Source organism: Xenophilus arseniciresistens (assembly GCF_028023875.1).
In the GTDB taxonomy this organism is placed as follows: domain Bacteria; phylum Pseudomonadota; class Gammaproteobacteria; order Burkholderiales; family Burkholderiaceae_C; genus Xenophilus; species Xenophilus arseniciresistens.
On record NZ_JAQIPB010000014.1, the window covers coordinates 1 to 21,730 of the forward strand.

The 21,730-nt window shown below is 70.7% G+C and carries 19 protein-coding genes; 10 read left to right on the forward strand and 9 right to left on the reverse strand.

Features of this window, described 5'->3' with window-relative positions:
* The first annotated feature begins 145 nt into the window (after window positions 1-145).
* Window positions 146-2,956 carry a DUF4118 domain-containing protein gene (locus tag PGB34_RS22225; protein ID WP_271430299.1) on the forward strand — a complete coding sequence of 937 codons (2,811 nt, stop codon included), beginning with the start codon at window positions 146-148 and terminating at the stop codon, window positions 2,954-2,956.
* 22 nt (window positions 2,957-2,978) lie between these two features.
* Here PGB34_RS22225 and PGB34_RS22230 read toward each other — a convergent pair whose 3' ends face one another.
* Window positions 2,979-3,155 carry a hypothetical protein gene (locus PGB34_RS22230; protein ID WP_271430300.1) on the reverse strand — a complete coding sequence of 59 codons (177 nt, stop codon included), beginning with the start codon at window positions 3,153-3,155 and terminating at the stop codon, window positions 2,979-2,981.
* Between the two features lie 197 nt (window positions 3,156-3,352).
* Between PGB34_RS22230 and PGB34_RS22235 the strand changes: the two genes are divergently transcribed.
* Window positions 3,353-4,081 (forward strand): response regulator, encoded by a 729-nt coding sequence (locus PGB34_RS22235; RefSeq protein WP_271430301.1) that lies wholly within the window; start codon window positions 3,353-3,355, stop codon window positions 4,079-4,081.
* An 81-nt stretch (window positions 4,082-4,162) separates the two neighbouring features.
* On the opposite strand, the gene PGB34_RS22240 is transcribed toward PGB34_RS22235, so the two are convergent.
* The gene (locus PGB34_RS22240; protein ID WP_271430302.1) at window positions 4,163-5,581 is read right to left on the reverse strand and encodes a YncE family protein; all 1,419 of its coding nucleotides are present in this window, start codon (window positions 5,579-5,581) and stop codon (window positions 4,163-4,165) included.
* 198 nt (window positions 5,582-5,779) lie between these two features.
* Here PGB34_RS22240 and PGB34_RS22245 point away from each other — a divergent pair, with 198 nt between their 5' ends.
* The 3 genes from PGB34_RS22245 (at window position 5,780) to PGB34_RS22255 (ending at window position 7,908) form a co-directional block, all read left to right on the forward strand.
* Entirely contained in the window at window positions 5,780-7,057 is a 1,278-nt protein-coding gene (locus PGB34_RS22245; protein WP_271430303.1) for an MFS transporter, read from the forward strand.
* A gap of 69 nt (window positions 7,058-7,126) precedes the next feature.
* Complete coding sequence (locus tag PGB34_RS22250) at window positions 7,127-7,459, forward strand: cupin domain-containing protein (protein ID WP_271430304.1); 333 nt, start codon at window positions 7,127-7,129, stop codon at window positions 7,457-7,459.
* A 44-nt stretch (window positions 7,460-7,503) separates the two neighbouring features.
* Window positions 7,504-7,908 (forward strand): phage holin family protein, encoded by a 405-nt coding sequence (locus PGB34_RS22255; protein WP_271430305.1) that lies wholly within the window; start codon window positions 7,504-7,506, stop codon window positions 7,906-7,908.
* 9 nt (window positions 7,909-7,917) lie between these two features.
* On the opposite strand, the gene PGB34_RS22260 is transcribed toward PGB34_RS22255, so the two are convergent.
* The 3 genes from PGB34_RS22260 to PGB34_RS22270 form a co-directional block, all read right to left on the reverse strand.
* Window positions 7,918-9,144 (reverse strand): MFS transporter, encoded by a 1,227-nt coding sequence (locus PGB34_RS22260; protein ID WP_271430306.1) that lies wholly within the window; start codon window positions 9,142-9,144, stop codon window positions 7,918-7,920.
* Between the two features lie 318 nt (window positions 9,145-9,462).
* Window positions 9,463-11,472, reverse strand: coding sequence for an acetoacetate--CoA ligase (locus PGB34_RS22265; RefSeq protein ID WP_271430307.1), 2,010 nt, complete (start codon window positions 11,470-11,472; stop codon window positions 9,463-9,465).
* Between the two features lie 176 nt (window positions 11,473-11,648).
* Window positions 11,649-12,362: a hypothetical protein gene (locus PGB34_RS22270; protein WP_271430308.1), complete on the reverse strand. Its 714-nt coding sequence runs from the start codon at window positions 12,360-12,362 to the stop codon at window positions 11,649-11,651.
* A 353-nt stretch (window positions 12,363-12,715) separates the two neighbouring features.
* Between PGB34_RS22270 and PGB34_RS22275 the strand changes: the two genes are divergently transcribed.
* Window positions 12,716-13,429: a glutathione S-transferase N-terminal domain-containing protein gene (locus PGB34_RS22275; protein ID WP_271430309.1), complete on the forward strand. Its 714-nt coding sequence runs from the start codon at window positions 12,716-12,718 to the stop codon at window positions 13,427-13,429.
* 16 nt (window positions 13,430-13,445) lie between these two features.
* Here the strand turns inward: PGB34_RS22275 and PGB34_RS22280 are convergent, their stop codons facing one another.
* Window positions 13,446-13,922, reverse strand: a complete 477-nt coding sequence (locus tag PGB34_RS22280) for a hypothetical protein (RefSeq protein WP_271430310.1) — start codon at window positions 13,920-13,922, stop codon at window positions 13,446-13,448.
* A gap of 218 nt (window positions 13,923-14,140) precedes the next feature.
* Entirely contained in the window at window positions 14,141-15,508 is a 1,368-nt protein-coding gene (locus PGB34_RS22285; protein WP_271430311.1) for an AsmA-like C-terminal region-containing protein, read from the reverse strand.
* A gap of 139 nt (window positions 15,509-15,647) precedes the next feature.
* On the opposite strand from PGB34_RS22285, the gene PGB34_RS22290 reads away from it, so the two are divergent.
* Together PGB34_RS22290 and PGB34_RS22295 are read left to right on the forward strand one after the other, a co-directional pair.
* A complete protein-coding gene (locus tag PGB34_RS22290; RefSeq protein WP_271430312.1) occupies window positions 15,648-16,073 on the forward strand; it encodes a hotdog fold thioesterase in 426 nt (141 codons plus the stop codon).
* 59 nt (window positions 16,074-16,132) lie between these two features.
* Window positions 16,133-17,416: a solute carrier family 23 protein gene (locus PGB34_RS22295; protein WP_271430313.1), complete on the forward strand. Its 1,284-nt coding sequence runs from the start codon at window positions 16,133-16,135 to the stop codon at window positions 17,414-17,416.
* Window positions 17,417-17,454: 38 nt separating this feature from the next.
* Here the strand turns inward: PGB34_RS22295 and PGB34_RS22300 are convergent, their stop codons facing one another.
* Entirely contained in the window at window positions 17,455-17,955 is a 501-nt protein-coding gene (locus PGB34_RS22300; protein WP_271430314.1) for a putative periplasmic lipoprotein, read from the reverse strand.
* A 145-nt stretch (window positions 17,956-18,100) separates the two neighbouring features.
* Window positions 18,101-19,801, reverse strand: a complete 1,701-nt coding sequence (locus tag PGB34_RS22305) for a WS/DGAT/MGAT family O-acyltransferase (RefSeq protein WP_271430315.1) — start codon at window positions 19,799-19,801, stop codon at window positions 18,101-18,103.
* 295 nt (window positions 19,802-20,096) lie between these two features.
* Between PGB34_RS22305 and minC the strand changes: the two genes are divergently transcribed.
* Window positions 20,097-20,846 carry a septum site-determining protein MinC gene (minC, locus tag PGB34_RS22310; RefSeq protein ID WP_271430316.1) on the forward strand — a complete coding sequence of 250 codons (750 nt, stop codon included), beginning with the start codon at window positions 20,097-20,099 and terminating at the stop codon, window positions 20,844-20,846.
* Window positions 20,847-20,913: 67 nt separating this feature from the next.
* Window positions 20,914-21,726 carry a septum site-determining protein MinD gene (minD, locus tag PGB34_RS22315; protein ID WP_271430317.1) on the forward strand — a complete coding sequence of 271 codons (813 nt, stop codon included), beginning with the start codon at window positions 20,914-20,916 and terminating at the stop codon, window positions 21,724-21,726.
* The last annotated feature ends 4 nt before the right edge of the window (window positions 21,727-21,730 follow it).

The following is a 21,730-nucleotide window of genomic DNA, read 5'->3' on the forward strand; positions in this document are numbered from 1 at the left end:
CTGAGCACGGCCGACGGCTATGACGTGTATGGCGACGGCTCGTTCATCTACGGCGCGCAAGCGCAGTCCGTGAACAAGGCGCGCTTCATCGTCACGCTCGCCAAGTCCTTCTGATCCACAGCCTCTGCGCTAAGCTGCCCGCGCCATGGCCGACACCACCCGCCCCGACCCCGACGCGCTGCTGGCGCAGCTGCGCGCCGACCAGGCGCGCGCCGGGCGCGGGCGGCTGCGCATCTACTTCGGCGCCAATGCCGGCGTGGGCAAGACCTGGTCCATGCTCAGCGCCGCGCAGCGCGAGCGCGCGGCCGGACGCGACGTGCTGATCGGCGTGGTCGAAACCCATGGCCGCGCCGAAACGGCCGCGCTGCTGGCCGGGCTCGAGGCGCTGCCGCTGCGCGAGCTGCCGCACCGCGAGCGCGTGCTGCACGAGTTCGACCTGGATGCCGCGCTCGCGCGCCGGCCCGAGTTGCTGCTGGTCGATGAACTGGCCCACAGCAATGCGCCGGGCTCGCGTCATGCCAAGCGCTGGCAGGACGTGCAGGAGCTGCTGGCCGCGGGCATCGAGGTGTGGAGCGCGCTGAACGTGCAACACCTAGAAAGCCTCAACGGCACCGTGGGCGCCATCACCGGCGTGCGCGTGCAGGAGACCGTGCCCGACCGCGTGCTGGACGAAGCCGACGAGGTGGTGCTGGTGGACGCGACGGCCGACGAGATGGCGGCCCGGCTGGCGGCCGGCAAGGTCTACCTGCCGCGGCAGGCCGAACGCGCGGCGCAGAACTTCTTCCGCAAGGGCAATCTCATCGCGCTGCGCGAGATCGCCCTGCGCCGCACGGCCGAGCATGTGGAAGACGACGTGCGCGGCTGGCGCGTGGAGCAGTCCGGCGCGGCCAGCGCGGCACCGCCGGCCTGGCACACCTCGGGCGCCATCCTGGCGGCCGTGGGGCCGAACGAGGAAGCCGCGCAGACCGTGCGCGCCGCCGCGCGGCTGGCCGGCCAGCTCAACGTGCGCTGGCATGCCGCCTACGTCGAGACGCCGGCGCTCGCGCGCCTGCCCGCGGCCCGGCGCGACCGCATCCTGGCCGTGCTGCGGCTGGCGCAGGAGCTGGGCGCCGAGACCGCCGTGCTCAGCGCCGACGACGTGGCCGCCGCCCTGGCGCAGCAGGCGCAGCGGCTCAATTGCGCCACGCTGGTGATGGGGCGCGAGGCCGCCGCGTCGGCGGCGCGACTGGCTGCGCTGTGGCGAGGCCTGTGGCGGCCTTCACTCGCGCAGCGCCTGGCGCGTGCGGCGCCGGGGCTGGATCTGGTGTGCGTGGCACCCAGCGACAGCACGCGCCGCCTGCCGCGCGCCAGCCTGGGCCCGCCGCGCCCCGAACTGGCCGACGAGGCGCACGCACGCGCGGGCGGCGGCAGCCAAGGCGCGACCTATGCCTGGGCCGCGGCCAGCAGCGTGGCGCTGACCCTGCTGGCCACCCCGCTGTCGGGCGTGCTGGAGCTGACCAACATCGTCATGCTCTACCTGCTGGGCGTGGTGGGCGTGGCCTGGCGCTTCGGGCGCGGGCCTTCGGCGCTGGCGGCGGCGCTCAACGTCATCGCCTTCGACTTCTTCTTCGTCCAGCCCACCTTCTCCTTCGCGGTGAGCGATGTGCAGTACCTCATGACTTTCGGCGTGATGCTGGGCGTGGGGCTGCTGGTGGGGCAGCTGATGGCGGGTCTGCGCTTTGCGGCCGGCGTGTCGGCCAGCCGCGAGCGCCGCGCGCAATCGCTGTTCGAGCTCACGCGCGAACTGTCGGCTGCGCTGGAGCCGTCGCGCATCGCCGAGCTGGGCGCCGCCGCCGTGCAGCGCCACTTCGGCGGCCAGGCGCTGGTGCTGCTGAGCGAGCCTGATCCGCGCGCCACCGCCGACGGCGCCAGCGACCGCCTGCGGCCCCCCGCGCCACAGCAGCTGCCCGAAGGCTTCGACTTCAGCGTGGCCGACTGGGCCTTCCGCCACGGCCAGAGCGCCGGCCTGGCCACCGCCACGCTGGCCGCCCAACCCTGGCACTACATACCACTGGCGGCGCCCATGCGGGTGCGCGGCGTGCTGGCGCTGCGGCCCGAACGGCCACGCTGGCTGCTGATTCCCGAGCAGGCGCAGCAGCTCGAGACGCTGGCGCGGCAGATCGCCATCGCCGTCGAGCGCGTGCATTACGTGGAGGTGGCGCAGCAGGCCGTGGTGGACGTCGAGTCGGAGCGGCTGCGCAACGCGCTGCTGGGCGCGCTCTCGCACGACGTGCGCACGCCGCTGACGGCCCTCATCGGCCTGGCCGAAACGCTGCGCCACCTGCCGCCCGCGCTCAGCGAGGCGCAGGCGCAGGCCGCCCAGGCCATCGTCAGCCAGAGCCAGGCCCTGCATGCGCTGGTCAGCAACCTGCTGGACATGGCGCGGCTGGAAAGCAGCACCTCGGCCGGCGGCGCCGTGCGGCTGCGGCGCGACTGGCAATCGGTGGAGGAAGTGGTGGGCGCCGCCATCCGCGCCGCCGCGCCCGCGCTGGCCGGGCAGCCGCCCGTGCGCACCCAGGTGCCGGCCGAGCTGCCGCTGGTCGAATTCGACGCCGTGCTCATCGAGCGCGTGCTGGTCAACCTGCTGGAAAACGCCGCGCGCTACGGCGCTGCGCCCATCGTGGTGGCGGCCCGGGCGCTGCCCGGCGCCATGCAGATCAGCGTGCGCGACCACGGCCCCGGCCTGCCCGCGCACCTGCGCGGCCGTGAACAGGTGCTCTTCGACAAGTTCACGCGCGGCCAGGCCGAAACCGCCACACCCGGCGTGGGCCTGGGGCTGGCGATCTGCAAGGCCATCGTGCAGGCGCATGGCGGCAGCATCGGTGCGGCCAATGCGGGCCCAGGAAACGAGGGCGAAGGGGGCGGCGCCGTGTTCACCGTGACCCTGCCGCGGCGCGATGCCCCGGCACTGGAGTGAAGCGCAGGCCTGCGCGCCGGACTCAGCCTTCCTCGCCCGATGAAGTCAGAAGCGCCAGCACGCCCGTCACCAGCAGCACCGGCCCGGCCGCGGTCGTGACGTAGCCTTCGAGGGGCGTGCCGCGCCCCGCCATGAAGGCGTAGAGCGACAGCGTGATCCAGAACACCGCCGCAATCTTTTCGTGGAGCCAGGCTTTCATCCGCAGTGCGTCTTTCGTGAGGCGCCACTGTGCACGGGCCCTGTGACTGCTGCAACAACTGTTTACTGATGTTGATGCGCTCGCAGGACTATTTGTAAGACAAAGTATTCCTTTTGCCTGCGCGTGCGCCGGCCGGTGTGGTCGCAAGCGCACATGGCAGACTCCTTGCCGCTGCACCGGCCGCTGTTTTTTTCCCGATGTCCTCCCCCACCGCCCTCGTGATCGAAGATGAAGTCCAGATCCGCCGCTTCGTGCGCGGCGCGCTGGAGGCCGAAGGTTTTGTGGTGCACGAGTACGGCACGCAGCGCGAAGGGCTGGCGGCGGCCGGCACGCGGCGGCCCGATCTGCTGGTGCTGGACCTGGGCCTGCCCGACGGGGATGGGCTCGTGCTGATCCGCGATGTGCGCGGCTGGTCGGCGGTGCCGATCATCGTGCTCTCGGCCCGCACCGATGAAGACGACAAGATCGCCGCGCTGGACGCGGGCGCCGACGACTATCTGACCAAGCCCTTCGGCACTGGCGAGCTGCTCGCCCGCGTGCGGGCCAACCTGCGCCGGCCACGCGGGGCGGTGCCCGGCGCATCAGGCAGCCCGGAGGCCTTGGGCGCCGATGCGCCGCTGTTCCGTTTTGGCGAAGGCGAAGGCGCGGTCGAGCTGGACCGCGCGGCGCGCCTGGTGCGGCGTGCGGGCAAGGAAGTGCATCTGACGCCCACCGAGTACCGGCTGCTGGCGGTGCTGGTGGCCAACGCGGGACGCGTGCTCACCCAGCGCCAGCTGCTGCGCGAGGTGTGGGGGCCGGCGCACAGCGAGCAGAGCCACTACCTGCGCGTGTACATGGGCCACCTGCGCAGCAAGCTCGAAGTGGAGCCCGCGCAGCCCCGGCATCTGCTGACCGAGACGGCCGTGGGCTACAGGCTGGTGCCCTGAAAAAAGACGAGGGCCCCGCTGGGGCCCTCGTGCCTTTGGCGTGCCAGCGGGCCGCTGCAGGCCCGGCCGGCGCAGTGCCGCTCAGCGCGGCGAGATGCGCGTGATGCGGTCGCCTTGCGCGTCGTCGGCGCCGCGCGCCTTGTTCACGGCATAGATGCTGCCCTTGCCGTCGAAGGTGGCGTGGTTGGGCAGCGTGCCGCCGGGCAGGTTGGCCACGATCTGGCCGTTGGTGTTGACCACCGTCACGGTGCCGGCGGCGCGGTTGGGCACATAGGCCAGGCCGCGCGGCGCGTCCACCGCCACGTTCAGCGCGCCGGCGCCCACGGGCACGTCGTGCAAGGTCTTGCCGGTGGCCGGATCGACGATCACGACGTTGTCGCTGCCCTGGCCGGTGACGAACAGGCGCTTGCTGCGCTCGTCGATGCCGATGCCGGTGCCCGACTTGATCTCTTCCACGATGAAGACCTTCTCGACCGTGCCGCTGCGCGTGTCGATGACGGCCACTTCACCGGCGCCGCTCACCGCGTAGAGCTTGCCGGACGCGCGGTCCAGGTCGATGCTCATGGGCGAGAAGTCCTTGGCGTCGCGGCCCTTGATCGTGGTCTGGACCTTGATCTCGGGCAGCTCCTGCAGGCTGCGGGTGTCGAAGACCTTGATGGCCGGATGGCCCACGGGCGAGGAGAAGGCCTTGCCGCGTGCTTCGTCGACCAGCACGTCACGCGCATGCGGCACGGTGCCGGGCGCGAACTGCTTGACCAGCTGCAGGTCGGACTGGCGGTACACGGCGACGGTGTCCTGGCGGGTGTTGGTGACCCACACGGTGCCGTTGCTGTCGTCCACGCCCACGCCATAGACGGCGAAGACGCCGGGTGCGCGGGCCTGCTGGCCGGGCGCCGGGGCCCGGGCCGGGGCGGCGGCGGGCGTCACGGCGGCTTCGACGGCCAGCGTCTGCGCATTGACCTTGAGAAGCTGCGACTGCGTGACCGGCGGGCGGCCCACGGCGGAGGTGACGAAGACGCGGTCGGTCTTGGCGCTGTAGGCCGCCTGGTACAGGCCCTGCACCAGCTTCTGCGAGCTCAGCGCGAACTTGTCCTGGCCCGACAGCGGCACGTTGGGCGAAACCTTCAGCGGATGCACCAGGGCCGCGGCCGGCTTGGTGGCGCTCACCACCACGGGGTGCTGGCCGGCCGGCGCATTGGCGGGCACGGTGAAGGCCGTGCGGAACTTGCCCTCGGCGTCGGCCGTGGCGGGGGCGGCCAGCGCCACGCCGCCGTAGCTCAGCTGCACCTGCTGGCCGGGCACGAAGCCCTGGCCGGCGATCTTCACTTCCGTGCCCGGCACCACGACCGGCGTGTCGACCAGGCTGATGCGGCCCTTGAAGTCATCGGCGGGCGCCTCGAAGCTCGGGCCGGTGGCACAGGCGCTCAGCAGCAGGGCCAGGCCGATGGCGGCCACGGGGCGCGCAACGCGAAAACGGGAGGGCAGTTGAGCAGCGCTCATTCAGATTTCCTTTGGAGGCAATGAATCAGGGTCTGTTACGGATATTACCGGGTTCATGTAAAGACGAATCGTTCTCATGAATCTTGTGCGGTCGTGCGTGACAACGCGCTGTCAATGAAGCGGGCACACTGCGCGCTGGGCCGCGGCCGAGCGAGGCGGCCCGGCGCCCGCGAGCGCCCCACAACAACGACCCGAGACATGTCCACCGCCCTGCCCACCCAGCCCGCCCGGCGCGATCGAGCGCACCTGCCCGATTCGCCCTATGCCTGGCTGCGCCTGGGCGTGACGCTGCTGATCATGACCGTGGGCAGCAGCGGCATGTACGTCATCTCCGTGGTGCTGCCGGCCGTGCAGGCCGACTTCGGCGTGGCGCGGGCCGACGCCTCGCTGCCCTACACGCTGCTGATGATCGGCTTTGGCGTGGGCGGGGTGCTGATGGGGCGGCTGGCCGACCGCCATGGCGTGGCCTGGCCGCTGTTTGGCGGCGCCTTCAGCATCGGGCTGGGTTTCATCGCGGCCAGCTTCGCGCAGAGCGTGACGGCCTTCGGCCTCATCCAGGCCGTGTTCATCGGGCTGGGCAGCGGCGCCGTGTTCGCGCCGCTGGTGGCCGACACCTCGCTGTGGTTCGTGCGCCGGCGCGGCATCGCGGTGGCGGTGTGCGCCAGCGGCAACTACGTGGCCGGCGCCGTGTGGCCGCCCATCGTGCAGCACTTCGTGGAGGTCGCGGGCTGGCGCCCCACCTACGTGGGCCTGGGCCTGTTCTGCGCACTCAGCATGGCGGCGCTGGCGCTGTGCCTGCGCGAGCGAGCGCCCGCGCTGGACGAACCCGCGCCCGCCGCAATTCAGGCCGGCCAGGCCGCGCCCGTGCAGGCGGCGCTGCGGCCTTTCGGCTTCAGCCTGGGCGTGGCGCAGGCGCTGCTGTGCACCGCCGGCGTGGCCTGCTGCGTGGCCATGGCCATGCCGCAGGTGCACATCGTGGCCTATTGCGTGGACCTGGGCTTCGGCGCCGCGCGCGGGGCGCAGATGCTGTCGCTGATGCTGGCCTGCGGCATCGTGAGCCGGCTGGTCTCGGGCTGGATCTGCGACCGCATCGGCGGCCTGCGCACGCTGCTGCTGGGCTCGGTGCTGCAGGGGCTGGCGCTGGCGCTGTTCCTGCCCTTCGACGGCATGGTGCCGCTGTTCGTGGTGTCGGCGCTGTTCGGCCTGTTCCAGGGCGGCATCGTGCCGGCCTACGCGATCATCGTGCGCGAGTTCTTCGCCCCGCGCGAGGCCAGCGCCCGCGTGGGCCTGGTGATCAGCTTCACACTGCTGGGCATGGCGCTGGGCGGCTGGCTGTCGGGCAAGGTCTTCGACCTCACGGGCAGCTACCACGCGGCCTTCCTCAACGGCATCGCGTGGAACGCGCTGAACCTGTGCATCGCCGGCACCTTGCTGTGGCGCGCGCATCGGCTGGGCACGCTGGCGCCCATTCGTTGACCCCCTGAATTTCCGGGCACCGGGCTCACCCGGGCTTGCGCGCCGGAGCGCCATGCGCATACTGGCGCCATGGCACTCGAACACTCCCAACCTGGACAGGCCGCGGACGTGACGCCATTCGGCAGCCGGCTGGCCTCGCAGCGCACCACGGCGCTGTTCAAATCCAACGACCTCGAAGTCATTCGCCTCGTGCTGCGCGCAGGCGAGGTCTTCCCGCCCCACAGCGTGAACGGCGAGATCACGCTGCAATGCATCGAGGGCCGGCTCGAAGTGCAGTCCGATGGCCACAAAAGCCAGACGCTGCAGGCCGGCCAGCTGCTCTACCTGCTGGGCAAGACGCCCCACAGCGTCACGGCACTCAGCGATGCCTCGGCGCTGCTGACGCTGGTGGTGCGCAAGTAGCGCAGGCGGGCGCCGCGCGGGCAGGGGGTCGGTAGCATCGGCCCATGCTCGACAACCTCGCTCCCTTCCTCCTCCACTGGGCCATCACGGCCCTTTCCCTCTGGGTGGCCAGCCACATCTTCAAGGGCGTGCGCTTCGACAGCACGGGCGCGCTGGTCGTCGCCGCGCTGCTGCTGGGCTTTGCCAATGCCATCGTCAAGCCGCTCTTGATCGTGCTCACGCTGCCGCTGACGCTGCTGAGCTTCGGCCTCTTCCTGCTGGTGATCAACGCGCTGGTGATCCTGCTGGTGGCGGCGCTGGTGCGCGGCTTCCACGTCTCGGGCTTCTGGACCGCGCTGTTCGCGAGCCTGTTCGTGTCGGTGCTCAGCCTGCTGATCGGCGCCTTCTTCGGCGGCAGCGACCCGGCCACGCAGATCCAGATGCCGCAGGGCAGCGGCAACTGGCTGTAGCCGCGCCGATCAGCGCCGCCGCGCCGCCAGATCGGAGGGCGGCACGGGGCTGCGCAGATAGGGCAGCAGGCCGCCCAGCGCCAGCAGCGCCGCCAGCCCGAAGATGGCGGCATAGGTGTGGGGTGCGCCCCAATGCAGGCGCTGGCCCGCATCGGCCACCTGGCCGAAGAGCCAGGCGGCGAAGCCCGAGCCCAGAAACACGAAGCTGTTGAGCACGCCCAGGCCGCGCCCGCGATAGGCCGGCGGCAGCAGCTCGCGGCCGTGGGTCATCACCAGCGGATGCAGCATGCCGATGGTGACCAGCAAGGCCAGCAGCGGCAGATTCAGCGCCAGGCCCCAGGCCGGCACCAGCGCCAGCAACAGGGCCGCCAGCAGGCCCACCACGCCGCCACGCCAGATGGTGCCGCGCAGCGAGCCGCGCCGCACCAGCACCGGCAGCAGCACGGCCGTGACGATGCCCATGCCGCTGAGCACGGCCAGCGCCAGCCCGCGCGTGCCGGCCGGCAGCCCGAAGACATCGGCGAAGTACGGCCCGCCCCAGGCATTGCGGAAGGTGGTGCCGGCGGCCATCGCCACGCAGAAGGGGATCAGCGTCCACAGCGCGGGCTGCCCCAGCAGGCGCAGGCTGCTGCCCAGCATCTGCGCTGCGCTTTCCTCGCGCGCCTCGGCATGGCCCTCGTCGCGTACCCAGCGCCACACGGCCACGCAGGCCAGGGCCATCACCGCGGCGGCCAGCAGCAGCGGGCTGCGCCAGCCCCAGGCATGGGCGGCCCAGCCCAGCGGCGCGGTGGCGGCCAGCGCACCCAGCATGCCGCAGGCATTGGCGCGCCCCAGCACGGCCACGCTGCGCTGTGCCGACAGCGCCGCGAGTGTGTAGTGCATGAGCCCCATGAACACCGGTGCGCAGGCCAGGCCCAGGCCCGCCTGCGCCAGCATGGCGGTGGGGCCGTTGGGCGCCGCCATGAACAGCAGCGCCGCCACGGTGCCCAGCGCCAGCAGCCAGCGGGTGGGCCGGCCCACGCCCCAGCGGTCGAAGGCGATGCCCACCGGCACCTGGGCCAGGCCGAAGACGGTGAAGAAGCAGGAGGAAAGCGCGCCGAAGCCCGCGGGCGAGAGCTGCAGGTCGCGCTGGAGCTCAGGCGCGATCACGGCCAGGCAACCGCGGAAGAACTGGCTCAGCGACAGCGCCAGAGTCAGCGCGGCAATGCCACGCAGGGTGGCCGATCGGGAAGACATGCAGGCGGGAAGCCGGGCACCCCAGGGCGCCGGCCGCAGAAAGGAGGATCGAGGCAGCGCGGGCAGGGCCAGCGCCGCCGCCCGGCATTAGACCGCACGGCGCAGCACGCGCTCGCGCCCGCCTCGATCCCCGAGCGTGAATGCCCGGTGGCCGGCTCAGAAGGTGTGAATGAATCCCGCGTGGCCGAGCAGACCGTCCAGAGGTGCGCCATCGAGGCGCAAAGCGCAGCCATAGCTCGGGCTATGGCGAGCATTTGCAACGATGAGGGCGCGCCTCTGGGCGGGATGAGCGGACATGTGGGGTTCGTTCACACCTTCTCAGGCCGCCGCGCGCTGCGCGTGCTTCTTTGCCAGCGCCACGTACCAGTCCAGGCAGCCCGGATTGGCCATGGCCTCCTTGTTGACCACCTTCTCCAGCGGCTGGCCCAGCAGCAGCTTCTTGATCGGCAGCTCCTGCTTCTTGCCCGAGAGCGTGCGCGGGATCTCGGCCACCTGGAAGATGTCGTCGGGCAGGAAGCGCGGCGACAGCGCGGCGCGGATGGCGTCGCCCAGCTTCCTGCGCATGGCCTCGTCCAGCGCCACGCCCGGACGCAGCACCACGAACAGCGGCATGTAGCTGTCGCGGCCCAGGTATTCGAGGTCGACCACCATCGAATCGAGCACCTCGGGCAGCGCCTCGACGGCGTTGTAGATCTCGCTGGTGCCCATGCGCAGGCCCTGGCGGTTGATGGTGGCGTCGCTGCGGCCATAGATGACGCAGCCGCCGTCCTCGCCCACCTTGAGCCAATCGCCATGCCGCCACACGCCCGGGTAGGTGTCGAAGTAGCTAGACAGGTAGCGTGCGTTGCCGGCGTCGTTCCAGAAGTACAGCGGCATCGAGGGGATGGGCTGCACGCACACCAGCTCGCCCACCTCGCCGATGACGGGCCGGCCGTCTTCGTTCCAGGCTTCCACCGCGGCGCCAAGCTGGCGGCACTGCATCTGGCCCGGCACTTCGGGCAGCTCGCGGTTGCCGCCCACGAAGGCGCCGCAGAAGTCCGTGCCGCCAGAAATGTTGCACCACCAGGGGTCGCGCGCGCCTGCGGCCTTGAGCTGGGCCGTGCCCCAGCGCTGAACGTCTTCGGCCAGCGGCGAACCCGTGCTGCCCAGGGCGCGCACGTGCGAGAGATCGCCACAGTCGCTGGCCACCACCCCCGCCTTCATGCAGTTGGTGAAGTAGGCCGCGCCCGCGCCGAAGAAGGTGACCTTGTGGCGCGCCACGAAGCGCCACAGCACGCCCCAGTCGGGCTTGTCCTTGCTGCCCCCGGGGTGGCCGTCGTAGATGCAGATGGTGGCGCCGAAGGCCAGGCCTGAGAGCTGCGAGTTCCACATCACCCAGCCCGTGGAGCTGTACCAGTGGTAGCGCTCGCCGCGGTTGTTGTCGCTGTAGCTGGCGCCCACGTCGTTGTGCAGGCCGCAGGCGTACATGGTGGTGATGATGCCGCCGTGGCCATGCACGATGGGCTTGGGCAGGCCCGTGGTGCCGCTGGAATACACCACCCAGATCGGGTGGTCGAAGGGCAGCCATTCGGGCTCGAAGGCGGCCACCTGCGCATCGTCGCGCGCGCTGGCGGCCGACCAGTCGGCGTCGGCAGCGATCTGCGCGGCCGCGTGCGGCGTGCGCAGCAGCAGCAGCTTCTGGACGCTGGGCAGCGCCTCGCGCAGCTGCTGCACGGTGGCGCTGCGGTCCAGCGCCTTGGCGCCGTAGTACACGCCGTCGGCGGCGATCAGCACCTTGGGCTCGATCTGCTTGAAGCGGTCCACCACCGCGGCCGTGCCCATGTCGGGCGCGCACACGCTCCACACCGCGCCCAGGCTGGCGCAGGCCAGGAAGGCGACCATGGTTTCGGGCACGTTGGGCATGTAGGCCGCCACGCGATCCCCGCGCTGCACGCCCAGCGCCTTGAGCGAAAGCGCGACCGAGGCGATCTGCCGGCGCAGCTCGGGCCAGCCCATCTCGCGCACTTCGCCCAGCTCGTTCTCGCTCACGATGGCCGGGCAGCCCGCGGCATCCGCCGCGTCCACGTGGCGCAGCACCTCGCGGGCGTAGTTGAGCTGCGCACCCGGGAACCAGCGCGCGCCGGGCATGCGGCGCTCGGCCAGCACGGCGCTGTGCGGCGTGGGCGAATGCAGGCCGTGGTAGTCCCAGATGCTCTGCCAGAAGGCGTCGAGTTCGGTGGTGGACCAGCGCCACAGCGCGTCGTAGCTGTCGAACTGCAGGCCGTGCGTGTCGCGCAGCCAGTTCTGGTACAGGCGGATCTGGGGGACGAAGGGGGCGGATTGACTCATGGCCGCAGCCTAGCGGCGGGCGGCGTCAGCGGCATCGGGGCTTGCCTGACGAAGGTCGCCTGCGCGACGCGCGCAGCCGCCGGCCGCATTGCCCACCCCCCAAAAAGAAGGGCGGCGCCCAGGCAGTGCTTCTGCCCGGGGCGCCGCCCTCCGTCAGCCGCAATGGGCCTGCTTACTTACTGGCCGACGCGAACCCCGCCGCTGCCCTGGGCTTCGGCACTGCCGCCCACGCCGGCACCCTTGAGCGCGCCGCCCGCCGAGCCTGCGGCCCCGGCCGCGCCAGCAGCCGTGTTGCGGACCTTGCCTGCGGCCTTGCCCACGGTGCCGGTGGCCGAGTTCACCGTGCCGCCCACGGCATTGGTCGTGCCGCCCACCACGTTCCCGACGGTGCTGCCCACGCCGCCGGCAGCGCTGCCGCTGCCCTGCGCCGCGGCGCCGCCACCGGCCTGCGCATCGGCGCCGCCCTGGGCGCTGGCGCTGCCTTGGCCGCTTGCATCAGCACCGGCTGCGCCAGCCGCGGTGCCCTGGGTGCGGGTCACGGTCCTGCCTGCTGCCTTGCCCACGGCGCCGGTGGTCGACTTCACGGTGTCGGTGGCGCTGTTGACGGCGCCGCCCACGGCGTTGGTGGTGCCGCCCAGCACGTTGCCGACGGCGCCGCCCAGGCCCGCACCGCCGCTGCCCTGGGCACTGGCGCCACCCTGGGCGCCCACGTCGGCACCCGCCGACTGGCCGCCGCCCTGTACGCCGGCGCCCACCTGGGCGCCCACGCCCACGTTCAGGCCCTGGGCCTGGGCCACGCCGCCTGCGGCCAGCAGGCCGGCCAGCAGGCCGGCCAGCAGAGCGCCCAGAACAAGGCGGGAGTTCGACGGGCTGTGTTGTTGTCGCTTCATGGCAAGACTTCCTTTCATCCGATGCGGCCGCCAAGGCCGCTTGAAAAAAGAGCCGACAGGGAGCCGGCTCAGAGCGCATGGTGCGCAGAAGTCCCGGCCGAGTCTGTGCGCCATTGGCTGCCACCGCCGTGGGAAGCCTCCGTCGGCGCTTCCAGCCGCTCGAGCGTTCAGGCCCAATGCCCGCTTTTGGCCGCAGTTTGGCCGATGAAGGAAGATTTAGAGCGCATCCCAAGCCGTCCTGCCACGCCCGGTCGCACTCAGCAACATGCGCTTGCACGGCCTGCGGCCCGTTCAGCGCGCAAAACTGCCGCTTCTGGCATCCTGAGGGCCCTTTTGTGTTCACAGTTGTTTCCATGACCCACCCTCAGCTGTCCGATTTCCCGATCACGCAGAAATGGCCCGCGCAGCATCCCGAGCGGCTGCAGCTGTATTCGCTGCCCACGCCCAATGGCGTGAAGGTCTCCATCCTGCTGGAGGAGCTGGGGCTGCCCTATGAGGTCCACCGCGTGGACTTCGGCAGCAACGACCAGCTCTCCCCCGAGTTCATCTCGCTGAACCCCAACAACAAGATCCCCGCCATCATTGACCCGGACGGCCCGGGCGGGCAGCCGCTGGCGCTGTTCGAGTCGGGCGCCATCCTGGTCTACCTGGCCGAGAAGACCGGCCGCTTCATCCCGCAGGACGCGGCAGGCCGCTATGCGGCCCTGCAGTGGGTGATGTTCCAGATGGGCGGCGTGGGCCCCATGTTTGGCCAGCTGGGCTTCTTCCACAAGTTCGCGGGCAAGGACTATGAAGACAAGCGCCCGCGCGACCGCTACGTGGCCGAATGCAAGCGCCTGCTGGGTGTGCTGGACAAGCATCTGAGCGGCAAGGAATGGATGCTGGGCAGCGACTACGGCATTGCCGACATCGCGCTGTTCCCCTGGATCCGCAACCTGGTGGGCTTCTACGAGGCGCGCGAGCTGGTGGGCTTCGACGAGTTCAAGCAGGTGCAGCGCGTGTTGGACGCCTTCGTGGCGCGCCCGGCCGTGCAGCGCGGCCTGGCCATTCCGGCCGCGCCGCGCTGACAGGGCACCGGCCCGCTCAGGGCCGCACGCCCTGCAGCGTGCGCTTGAGGTGCTTGACCTGACCACGGCCCAGCTTCTGGGCCTTGGGCAGCGCCTTGTTCACCTGGCTGCCGGCCTCTGACCAGACGCCGCGAAGGCCCTGGCTCAGCAAAGACAGCGGTTTTTTCTGCGCGGCCCGGCGCCGGCCCAGCAGCATGGCCGCGCCCACGCCCAGCGCGGCCGTGGACAGCAGCGCCGCAGCCCAGACCGCGGTGGAGCCCGGCAGCCGGCGCGCGTGCGCGGCGTCTGCTGCGCCTGCGGGGGGCTCCTTGGGCACGGGGCTGACGGTGACGGACACCGGATCGCTGGCCGGAAAGGACTCGGCGATGGCGTCATCGAGCTGGTCTTCGCCGGGCTGGGTGCGGGCCTGTGTGCGCACCTTCTCGCCCTCTTCGGGGTGGCTGGCCGTCGGGAAGGCGAATGCGTTGGCAGCGTCGGGGCGGGCGGATGACATGGTGGTGATCTCCTCTGGATGGAATGTCAGCGCGCAGTGCCTGCAGCAGTGCGCGGCCGGGGGCTCATGCCGCAGCGCCAGCGGGCCTGTTGGAGGCAGGCGACGACACCTTGTCATGAGCACCCCTCGACCGTCTCTCAACCGGCCCTTGCACGCTGTGGGACAGCCCGGCAATCCGCGTAGGAGCCCGGCGCCCTTGGTGAAGGGGCTGAAGCCGCTCAGGGCCTGGCGCGCGGGGCGGGCGCGTCGGCCTTTTCTTCTTCGTCGCCGAACCAGTCTTCCAGCTTCTGGCCCAGCCGCGCGCCCAGCGCCGTGCCCAGGCCGGGTGACACGGCCGTGCCGGCCGCGGCACCGGCCAGCGCACCGCCGCTGAAGCCCAGCTGCGGCGCGTCCAGCGTGCCGCCCAGTTGCAGCGGCATGCCCACCACGCCGTCCACCAGGTCGATGGCCAGCCGGCCCTGGAGCTGGCGGTTGAAGACCTGCAACTGGCCCTGCCCCGTCAGCACGCCGGAGCGCGCGTGCAGGTCGCGGTAGCGCAGGCGCACGCCGCGCTCGGTCGCCTGGGTCTGCAGGCTCCCGCTCAGCTCGTCCAGCGGCGTCTGGCCGGCCCGCTCCTGGCCCAGCGTGCGCACGGTGCGGGCCAGGTCGAAGCGCAGCAGCGTGGCCGGCGCCACCCGGAAGTCGGTGCGCGTCTGCAGGCTGCGCAGCAGCTCGCCGGGCCGGTGGCCTTCGGCCTGCAAGGTGGTGCGGCCGCTGGCCCGGCCCTGCAGCGCGGGCTTGCGACCGAAGGTGCTCACCAGCTGGGCCACGTCCACGTCGCGCAACTGCAGGTCGGCGCTCAGGCGCATGGGGCCGTCCTGCTGCGCGGGCTCGCGCAGTTGCGCCCTGCCCTGCCAGCTGCCGCCGCCCACGTCGGCCTGCACCTGCCAGGCGTGCGTGACGGGGCCGGCGGCCTCCGCCGAGGCCTCGCGCGTCAGGCGCAGCTGCGCTTCGGGCGAGGCCCCGGGCCGCTGCAGCACGGCCGTGCGCGGCAGCCAGCCAGGGTCGAAGTCGATCCGGCCCGCGTAGGCCAGCTCGATGCCGCGGCGGTCCACCCAGCGCAACTGGCTGAACACGAAACGCGCCAGCGGCAGCGCCGCGGGCCGCCAGTGGGCGCCGGGGGCCGGGTCGTCGGCGCGCGCCTCTCGGCCCCGGAAAGCGCGCACCGAGGCACTGGGCAGATGCACGTCATGCACCGTCACCTCATCCAGCGCGATCTGTCGATCCAGCAGGGGCCGCAGTTGCGGCCGGGCCGTGATCCGGGCCAGCGTGATCGGCGCGCTCTGGCGGGTGCGCACATCGGCAAACACCAGTTCCGGCCCAGGCCGCCACTGCCAGTGCGCCTGGCCGATCTGCAGGCCGATGCCGAATCGGCGCTCGAATTCCTGCTCGGCCTGGCGCGCCAGTTCCTCGCCGCTGGGCAGCCGGCTGGCCAGCCACAGGCCCGCGCCGCCCAGGAGCAGCAGCAGCGCCAGGCCGACGCCCAGGGCCCAGCGCCTGCCGCGATGGCGAGGTGGCGTGGGAGGGGTGGTGGGCGCGTGCGGCATGGCGTGCAAGCGCCGAGCCTAGCGAGCATGCAGTCGCTGCGCTGTAGGCCGGCGCGCGAAGGCATTGAAGAAAGGCCGGCAGCTTGCGCCGGCCGTCGCTATAGTTTTGCGGTTTTTCACGATTCCGAGTCCCATCGCCATGGCCATCTGGCAAAAGCCCATCGATCTGCCGGCGCTCAATGCGCTGTCTCCCAACACCGCCGTGGGCCACCTGGGCATCGAGTTCGTGGAGATCGGCGACGATTTCCTGCGCGCCCGCGTGCCGGTGGACAAGCGCACGGTGCAGCCTTTTGGCCTGCTGCATGGCGGCGTGTCGGTGGTGCTGGCCGAGACGCTGGGCTCGATGGGCGCCTACTTCGCCTCGCCCGAAGGACATCGCGCGGTGGGACTGGACATCAACGCCAACCACCTGCGCGCCGCCACCAGCGGCTGGGTGACCGGCACCGCGCGGGCGGTGCATCGCGGCCGCACCACGCAGGTGTGGCAGATCGATCTGGCCAACGAAGCGGGCGAGCTGGTGTGCGTCTCGCGCATCACGATGGCCATGCTCGTGCCGCGGGGCTGAGGGTCGCACCGGCCCCGCCGCGGACAGACAGACACAGATACACAACGAGGAGAAGAGCCATGAGCCTGTTCAACTGGCGCGAAGTCGCCATGACCCCCGGTGCCGTGGTGGCGCCCGACGAGCGCCTGCCCTGGCCGCAGACCGCCGCAATGGGCGTGCAGCACGTGATCGCCATGTTCGGCGCCACGGTGCTGGCGCCCATCCTGATGGGCTTCAACCCCAACATCGCGATTCTGATGAGCGGCATCGGCACGCTGATCTTCTACCTGATCACGGGCGGGAAAGTGCCCAGCTACCTGGGCTCGAGCTTCGCCTTCATCGGCGTGGTGATCGCGGCTTCGGGCTATGGCGGCCAGGGGCCCAATGCCAACCTGGGCGTGGCGCTGGGCGGCATCGTGGCCTGCGGCGTGGTCTACATCGCCATCGGCGCGCTGGTGCAGGCCATCGGCACGGGCTGGATCGAGCGCTTCATGCCGCCGGTGGTCACGGGCGCCGTGGTGGCGGTGATCGGCCTGAACCTGGCCCACGTGCCCATCAAGAACATGGCGCCCACCAACTTCGACGCCTGGATGCAGGCCGTCACCTTCCTGTGCGTGGGCCTGGTGGCCGTGTTCACGCGCGGCATGGTGCAGCGCCTGCTGATCCTGGTGGGCCTGATCCTGGCCAGCGTGGTGTACGCGGTGCTGACCAACGGCATGGGCCTGGGCAAGCCGATGGACTTCTCGGGCATCGCCAACGCAGCCTGGTTCGGTGCACCCACCTTCACCACGCCGGTGTTCCAGGCCAACGCGATGCTGCTGATCGCCCCGGTGGCCGTGATCCTCGTGGCCGAGAACCTGGGCCACATCAAGGCCGTGACGGCCATGACCGGCCGCAACCTGGACCCGCTGATGGGCCGGGCCTTCATCGCCGACGGCGTGGCCACCGTGGTCAGCGGCAGCGCGGGCGGCACCGGCGTGACCACCTATGCCGAGAACATCGGCGTGATGGCGGCCACGCGCATCTACTCCACGGCCGTGTTCGTGGTGGCGGCCGTGATCGCGCTGGTGCTGGGCTTCTCGCCCAAGTTCGGCGCGTTGATCCAGGCCATCCCGCTGCCGGTGATGGGCGGCGTGTCGATCGTGGTCTTCGGCCTCATCGCCGTGGCCGGCGCCAAGATCTGGGTCGACAACAAGGTCGATTTTTCCGAGAACCGCAACCTGATCGTGGCTGCCATCACGCTGATCCTGGGCACGGGCGAGTTCACGCTGAAGTTCGGTGAGTTCGCGCTGGGCGGCATCGGCACCGCCACCTTCGGCGCCATCATCCTGTGGGCGCTGCTGGGCCGGGCCAAGAACGCCTGACGAGCGATTGAGGGCGCCTGAGCAGGCGCCCTTCAGGGTCAGCGCGCCGTCGCCACCAGCCGCGCGTGGCGCATCTGCTCGGGGCTCAGGGCGTCGGTCGACACGATGGTCAGGCTGCCGGCCGAAGAGGTCGGCGTGCCGGCGGCGTTGAGCGTGCCGGTGACGCTGTCGGGGAAGGTGTACATGCCGCCAGTGGCCGGATCGATCGCGAGCATGCCGAGCAGGCCGCCCAGCATGAGGTTGCCGAAGTACCAGCCGCTGACGGTGGGGGTCAGCACGATTTCCTTGTCCGCAAAGCCTTCCTTCTTCATGCGGATGGTGTAGCTCTCGCCCTTGAAGTAGCCGGCGCCGCGCTTGAGCGTGAGGGTCACGGGCGTGGTACCCGTGTGCACCGTTTCACCTGCGCGGTTGGTCACGCTCACGGCAGCGCCTTCCTGCGGCGCGCTGTGGAGCACGACGGACTGGGTGGTGCCGTTGAAGATGCTGGCGCAGCCAGTCAGGGTGCCGGCGACAAGGCAGGCGATGAGCAGTCGTTTCATGAATTCCTTCCTCCTGAGTATTTTTGGAAGCGCGAATGTAGGAGGCCCCTCCCCGGGCCGCGAGGAACTAATACCTGAAACAAAAAGAAACCCGCCGGCATGAACCCGGCGGGCTTCTCCTGGGGCGACGGCCTGGCCGCGGGTGTCAGCGGCTGGTGGCCCTGGCGGTGGCCTTCTTGCGCGCAGCGGGCTTGGCAGCTGCCTGGGCCGCGGGCTTGGCGCCGGGCTTCTTCTTCGCGGCTGCGGCCCGCGCGGGCGCTGCTGCTGCTGGTGGTGGCTTGCGCCTGGCCGCAGGTGCCGTCTTGGCAGCCCTTGCGGGCGCGGCAGGCCGGCGCACCTCGTCGGTGTCGTGGTCCAGGTTGCCGATCTTGGCCCTGGGGATGGCAGCGTCGGCCGCCTTGGCGGCGCTCGGCTCGAAGGGCACGGGCGGCACCTTGTCCATCAGCGCCATCAGCGTCTGGTGCTCGACCAGCATGTAGTCGCCGATCTCGGTGATGTCGGGCACCGCGCGGCGGCAGCCGATCAGGCCGTAGTCCATGCGGCCGTTGTAGCTCTGCACCGTGACGTTGAGCGCGCAGCCGTGGCTGGCGATGGAGACCGGGTAGTAGCAGCTGACCAGCGCCCCCGCGAAGTACATCGGGAAGGGCGCGCCGGCCACGTTGGAGATGGCGACGTTGGTGGCCGGCGGCAGCGCATTGACCAGCCCCGAGCGCCCGATGGCCGAAGCCAGGCCCGACATGAGCCAGGGCGCGCCAAACATCGGGAAGTCGTCGAACATCACGGCCCTGAACTTGTTGACCGTGTCCTTGGAGGCGGTGGAAGACTTGTTGATGGCCTTGAGCCGCTCCAGCGGGTCCTTGATGTCGGTGGCCAGGCTCACGAGCATCATGCTGGCCTGGTTGTTGGCGGTTTCGTCGCCGGCCTCGCGCAGGCTCACGGGCACGCCCGCGATCAGCGGCTGCTCGGGCAGCTCGTTGCTGTCCTTGAAGTACTGGCGCAGCGCGCCGGCCACGGTGGCCAGCACCACGTCGTTGAGCGAGACGCCGAAGTGGCGCGCGATGGCCTTGGTGTCGGCCAGCGGAATGGTGCGGCCGGCAAAGCTGCGCTGGTTGGTGATGGCCACGTTGAAGGCCGTGCGTGGCGCGCGCATGTCCAGGCGCTTGGCCAGCTCGCGCAGGTCGCCGGCGCCGGGCGCCTCGCCGGGCGTGGCCAGCGAGCTGATGGCCTTGCCCAGCGCCGGCAGCATCTTGTAGAGCTTGACGTACTGCGCGGCGGTGTTGCGCATGGCCGCGCTGGCCAGTTCGGCCATGCCCAGCTGGTAGCTGCCGCGGCGCGGCTTCTCGCGCGGCGGCTTGACCACGCGGCCCGTGGGCTGCAGGTCGAAGATGGCCTTGCCCAGCGCCACGCCGGCCTGGCCGTCGATGCCCGCGTGATGCACCTTGGTGTAGAGCGCCACGTGGCCGCTCTTGAGGCCGTCGATGATGTAGAACTCCCACATCGGCCGGCTGCGGTCGATCAATGAGGAATGCAGCCGCGCCACGTACTGCTGCAGCTGGCGGTTGGTGCCGGGCCGCGGCAGCGTCACATGCCGCACGTGGTAGTCGATGTCCACGTCGTCATCTTCGACCCACACGGGATTGGAGAGGTCGAAGGGCATCAGCGCGAGCTTGCGCGTGAACACGTCGGCCAGGTGGATGCGGCTGGCCATGAAGGCCTTGGCGTCTTCGTAGAAGTCGCCCTCGTAGTCGTCGGGCAGCTCCAGCACATTGAGCGAGCCCACGTGCATGGGCATTTCGGGGGTCTCGAAATGCAGGAAGGTGGCGTCCAGCCCACTGAGATGCTTCACGGTGCGGGTCTCCTCTTGCGCAAGCGCCGCTGCGCCTTGCTGTTTGTGTGTGGTGGGCTGCTCTTTGTACTGCGGGCCGCGCACCGGCCCATCCGCACAAACGCCGATGCGGCCTGCGGCGCATGGCGCTGCGCCCGGCCCCGCGGGCGCCAAAGATGCAACGCTTGGCAACAGCTGTGCCCGCACAGCGCCGCCCGGCGCCTGTTTGGCCCTGGGAGCCGCCAGGCGGCCGTTAGACTCGGGCGCTTTGGGCCGGGCCCTGCCCCGTCCGTCCATCTCCCAATCCCCCGTTCCGATGACCGATGCATCCGCCGCGCACACCCGTGCGGTGTTCGAATTCAAGAGCGCGACGCTGCCGCTGATTGCGGTGATCCTCAAGACCAGCGACCTGGGCGTGCTGCGCAGCGCGCTGGACGCCCAGTTGGCCGACTCGCCCGACTTCTTCGAGCAGGAGCCGATGGTCATCGATCTGTCGCAGCTCGGCGAAGCCGATCAGCAGGCGCCGCTGGACTTCGCGGCCCTGCGAGCCCTGCTGGCGCGCCACCAGACCCAGCCCGTGGCCGTGCGGGGCGCCAATGCCGCCCATGCCCAGGCCGCGCGCGCCGCCGGCCTGGCCATTGCGGCCATGCCTGCGGCCCCCGTGAGCCGCCCGCCCGCGCCCGCCCCCAGCCCCGAGCCGCAGATCGTGCGCGAGGTGCAGGTGCCCGCCGGCGGCACGCTGCTGATCGACCGGCCGCTGCGATCGGGCCAGCAGGTGTATGCGCGCGGCGGCGACGTGATCGTGACCGAGGTGGTGAACTTCGGCGCCGAGGTGATCGCCGACGGCCATGTGCATGTGTACGCGCCGCTGCGCGGCAAGGCCATCGCGGGTGCGCGCGGCAACACCGAGGCGCGCATCTTCACGACCTGCCTGGAAGCACAGCTGATCGCCATCGCGGGCATCTACCGGACCTCGGAAGTGCCGCTGCCGGCCAGCGTGGCGGGCAAGGCCGCGCAAGTGCGCCTGGCCGAGGACAAATTGCTGATGGAAGCCATCGCGTCCTGAAAAAAAGGCGCAGCGGCTCCAGGACAATCAACCAATCATCGAAGAGCAGAGAAAAAGGACTCAGGCAATGACCAGAATCGTGGTGGTGACCTCGGGCAAGGGTGGCGTCGGCAAGACGACCACCAGCGCGAGCTTTGCGTCCGGGCTGGCCCTGGCCGGCAAGAAGACGGCCGTGATCGACTTCGACGTGGGCCTGCGCAACCTGGACCTGATCATGGGTTGCGAGCGCCGCGTGGTGTACGACCTGATCAACGTGATCCAGGGCGAGGCCAACCTCAAGCAGGCGCTGATAAAGGATAAGCAGTGCGACAACCTGTTCGTGCTGGCCGCCTCGCAGACGCGCGACAAGGAAGCGCTGACGCAGGAGGGCGTGGAGAAGGTGCTCAATGAGCTGCGCGAGATGGACTTCGACTTCGTGATCTGCGACTCGCCCGCGGGCATCGAGACCGGCGCGCTGATGGCCATGCACTTCGCCGACGAGGCGCTGATCGTGACCAATCCCGAGGTGTCCTCGGTGCGCGACTCCGACCGCATCCTGGGCATGCTCAGCAGCAAGACCAAGCGGGCCAAGGAAGGCGGCGAGCCGATCAAGGAACACCTGCTGATCACGCGCTACAACCCCGGCCGCGTGGCCGACGGCCAGATGCTGTCGCTGGAGGACATCCAGGACATCCTGCGCATCCAGCTCATCGGCGTGATCCCCGAGTCAGAGACCGTGCTCAATGCCTCGAACCAGGGCATTCCGGCCATCCACGACAAGGGCACCGACGTGGCCGAGGCCTACAGCGACGTGGTGGCGCGCTTCCTGGGCGAAGACCGGCCCATGCGCTTCATCGAGGCGGAGAAGCCCGGCTTCTTCAAGCGCCTGTTCGGGAGGTAAGGGC

Bases quoted from the DNA above. Each gene is read 5' to 3' on its own strand.
- PGB34_RS22225 (WP_271430299.1), top strand. From the start codon at position 146: ATGGCCGACACCACCCGCCCCGACCCCGACGCGCTGCTGGCGCAGCTG.
- PGB34_RS22230 (WP_271430300.1), bottom strand. From the start codon at position 3,155: ATGAAAGCCTGGCTCCACGAAAAGATTGCGGCGGTGTTCTGGATCACG.
- PGB34_RS22235 (WP_271430301.1), top strand. From the start codon at position 3,353: ATGTCCTCCCCCACCGCCCTCGTGATCGAAGATGAAGTCCAGATCCGC.
- PGB34_RS22240 (WP_271430302.1), bottom strand. From the start codon at position 5,581: ATGAGCGCTGCTCAACTGCCCTCCCGTTTTCGCGTTGCGCGCCCCGTG.
- PGB34_RS22245 (WP_271430303.1), top strand. From the start codon at position 5,780: ATGTCCACCGCCCTGCCCACCCAGCCCGCCCGGCGCGATCGAGCGCAC.
- PGB34_RS22250 (WP_271430304.1), top strand. From the start codon at position 7,127: ATGGCACTCGAACACTCCCAACCTGGACAGGCCGCGGACGTGACGCCA.
- PGB34_RS22255 (WP_271430305.1), top strand. From the start codon at position 7,504: ATGCTCGACAACCTCGCTCCCTTCCTCCTCCACTGGGCCATCACGGCC.
- PGB34_RS22260 (WP_271430306.1), bottom strand. From the start codon at position 9,144: ATGTCTTCCCGATCGGCCACCCTGCGTGGCATTGCCGCGCTGACTCTG.
- PGB34_RS22265 (WP_271430307.1), bottom strand. From the start codon at position 11,472: ATGAGTCAATCCGCCCCCTTCGTCCCCCAGATCCGCCTGTACCAGAAC.
- PGB34_RS22270 (WP_271430308.1), bottom strand. From the start codon at position 12,362: ATGAAGCGACAACAACACAGCCCGTCGAACTCCCGCCTTGTTCTGGGC.
- PGB34_RS22275 (WP_271430309.1), top strand. From the start codon at position 12,716: ATGACCCACCCTCAGCTGTCCGATTTCCCGATCACGCAGAAATGGCCC.
- PGB34_RS22280 (WP_271430310.1), bottom strand. From the start codon at position 13,922: ATGTCATCCGCCCGCCCCGACGCTGCCAACGCATTCGCCTTCCCGACG.
- PGB34_RS22285 (WP_271430311.1), bottom strand. From the start codon at position 15,508: ATGCCGCACGCGCCCACCACCCCTCCCACGCCACCTCGCCATCGCGGC.
- PGB34_RS22290 (WP_271430312.1), top strand. From the start codon at position 15,648: ATGGCCATCTGGCAAAAGCCCATCGATCTGCCGGCGCTCAATGCGCTG.
- PGB34_RS22295 (WP_271430313.1), top strand. From the start codon at position 16,133: ATGAGCCTGTTCAACTGGCGCGAAGTCGCCATGACCCCCGGTGCCGTG.
- PGB34_RS22300 (WP_271430314.1), bottom strand. From the start codon at position 17,955: ATGAAACGACTGCTCATCGCCTGCCTTGTCGCCGGCACCCTGACTGGC.
- minC (WP_271430316.1), top strand. From the start codon at position 20,097: ATGACCGATGCATCCGCCGCGCACACCCGTGCGGTGTTCGAATTCAAG.
- minD (WP_271430317.1), top strand. From the start codon at position 20,914: ATGACCAGAATCGTGGTGGTGACCTCGGGCAAGGGTGGCGTCGGCAAG.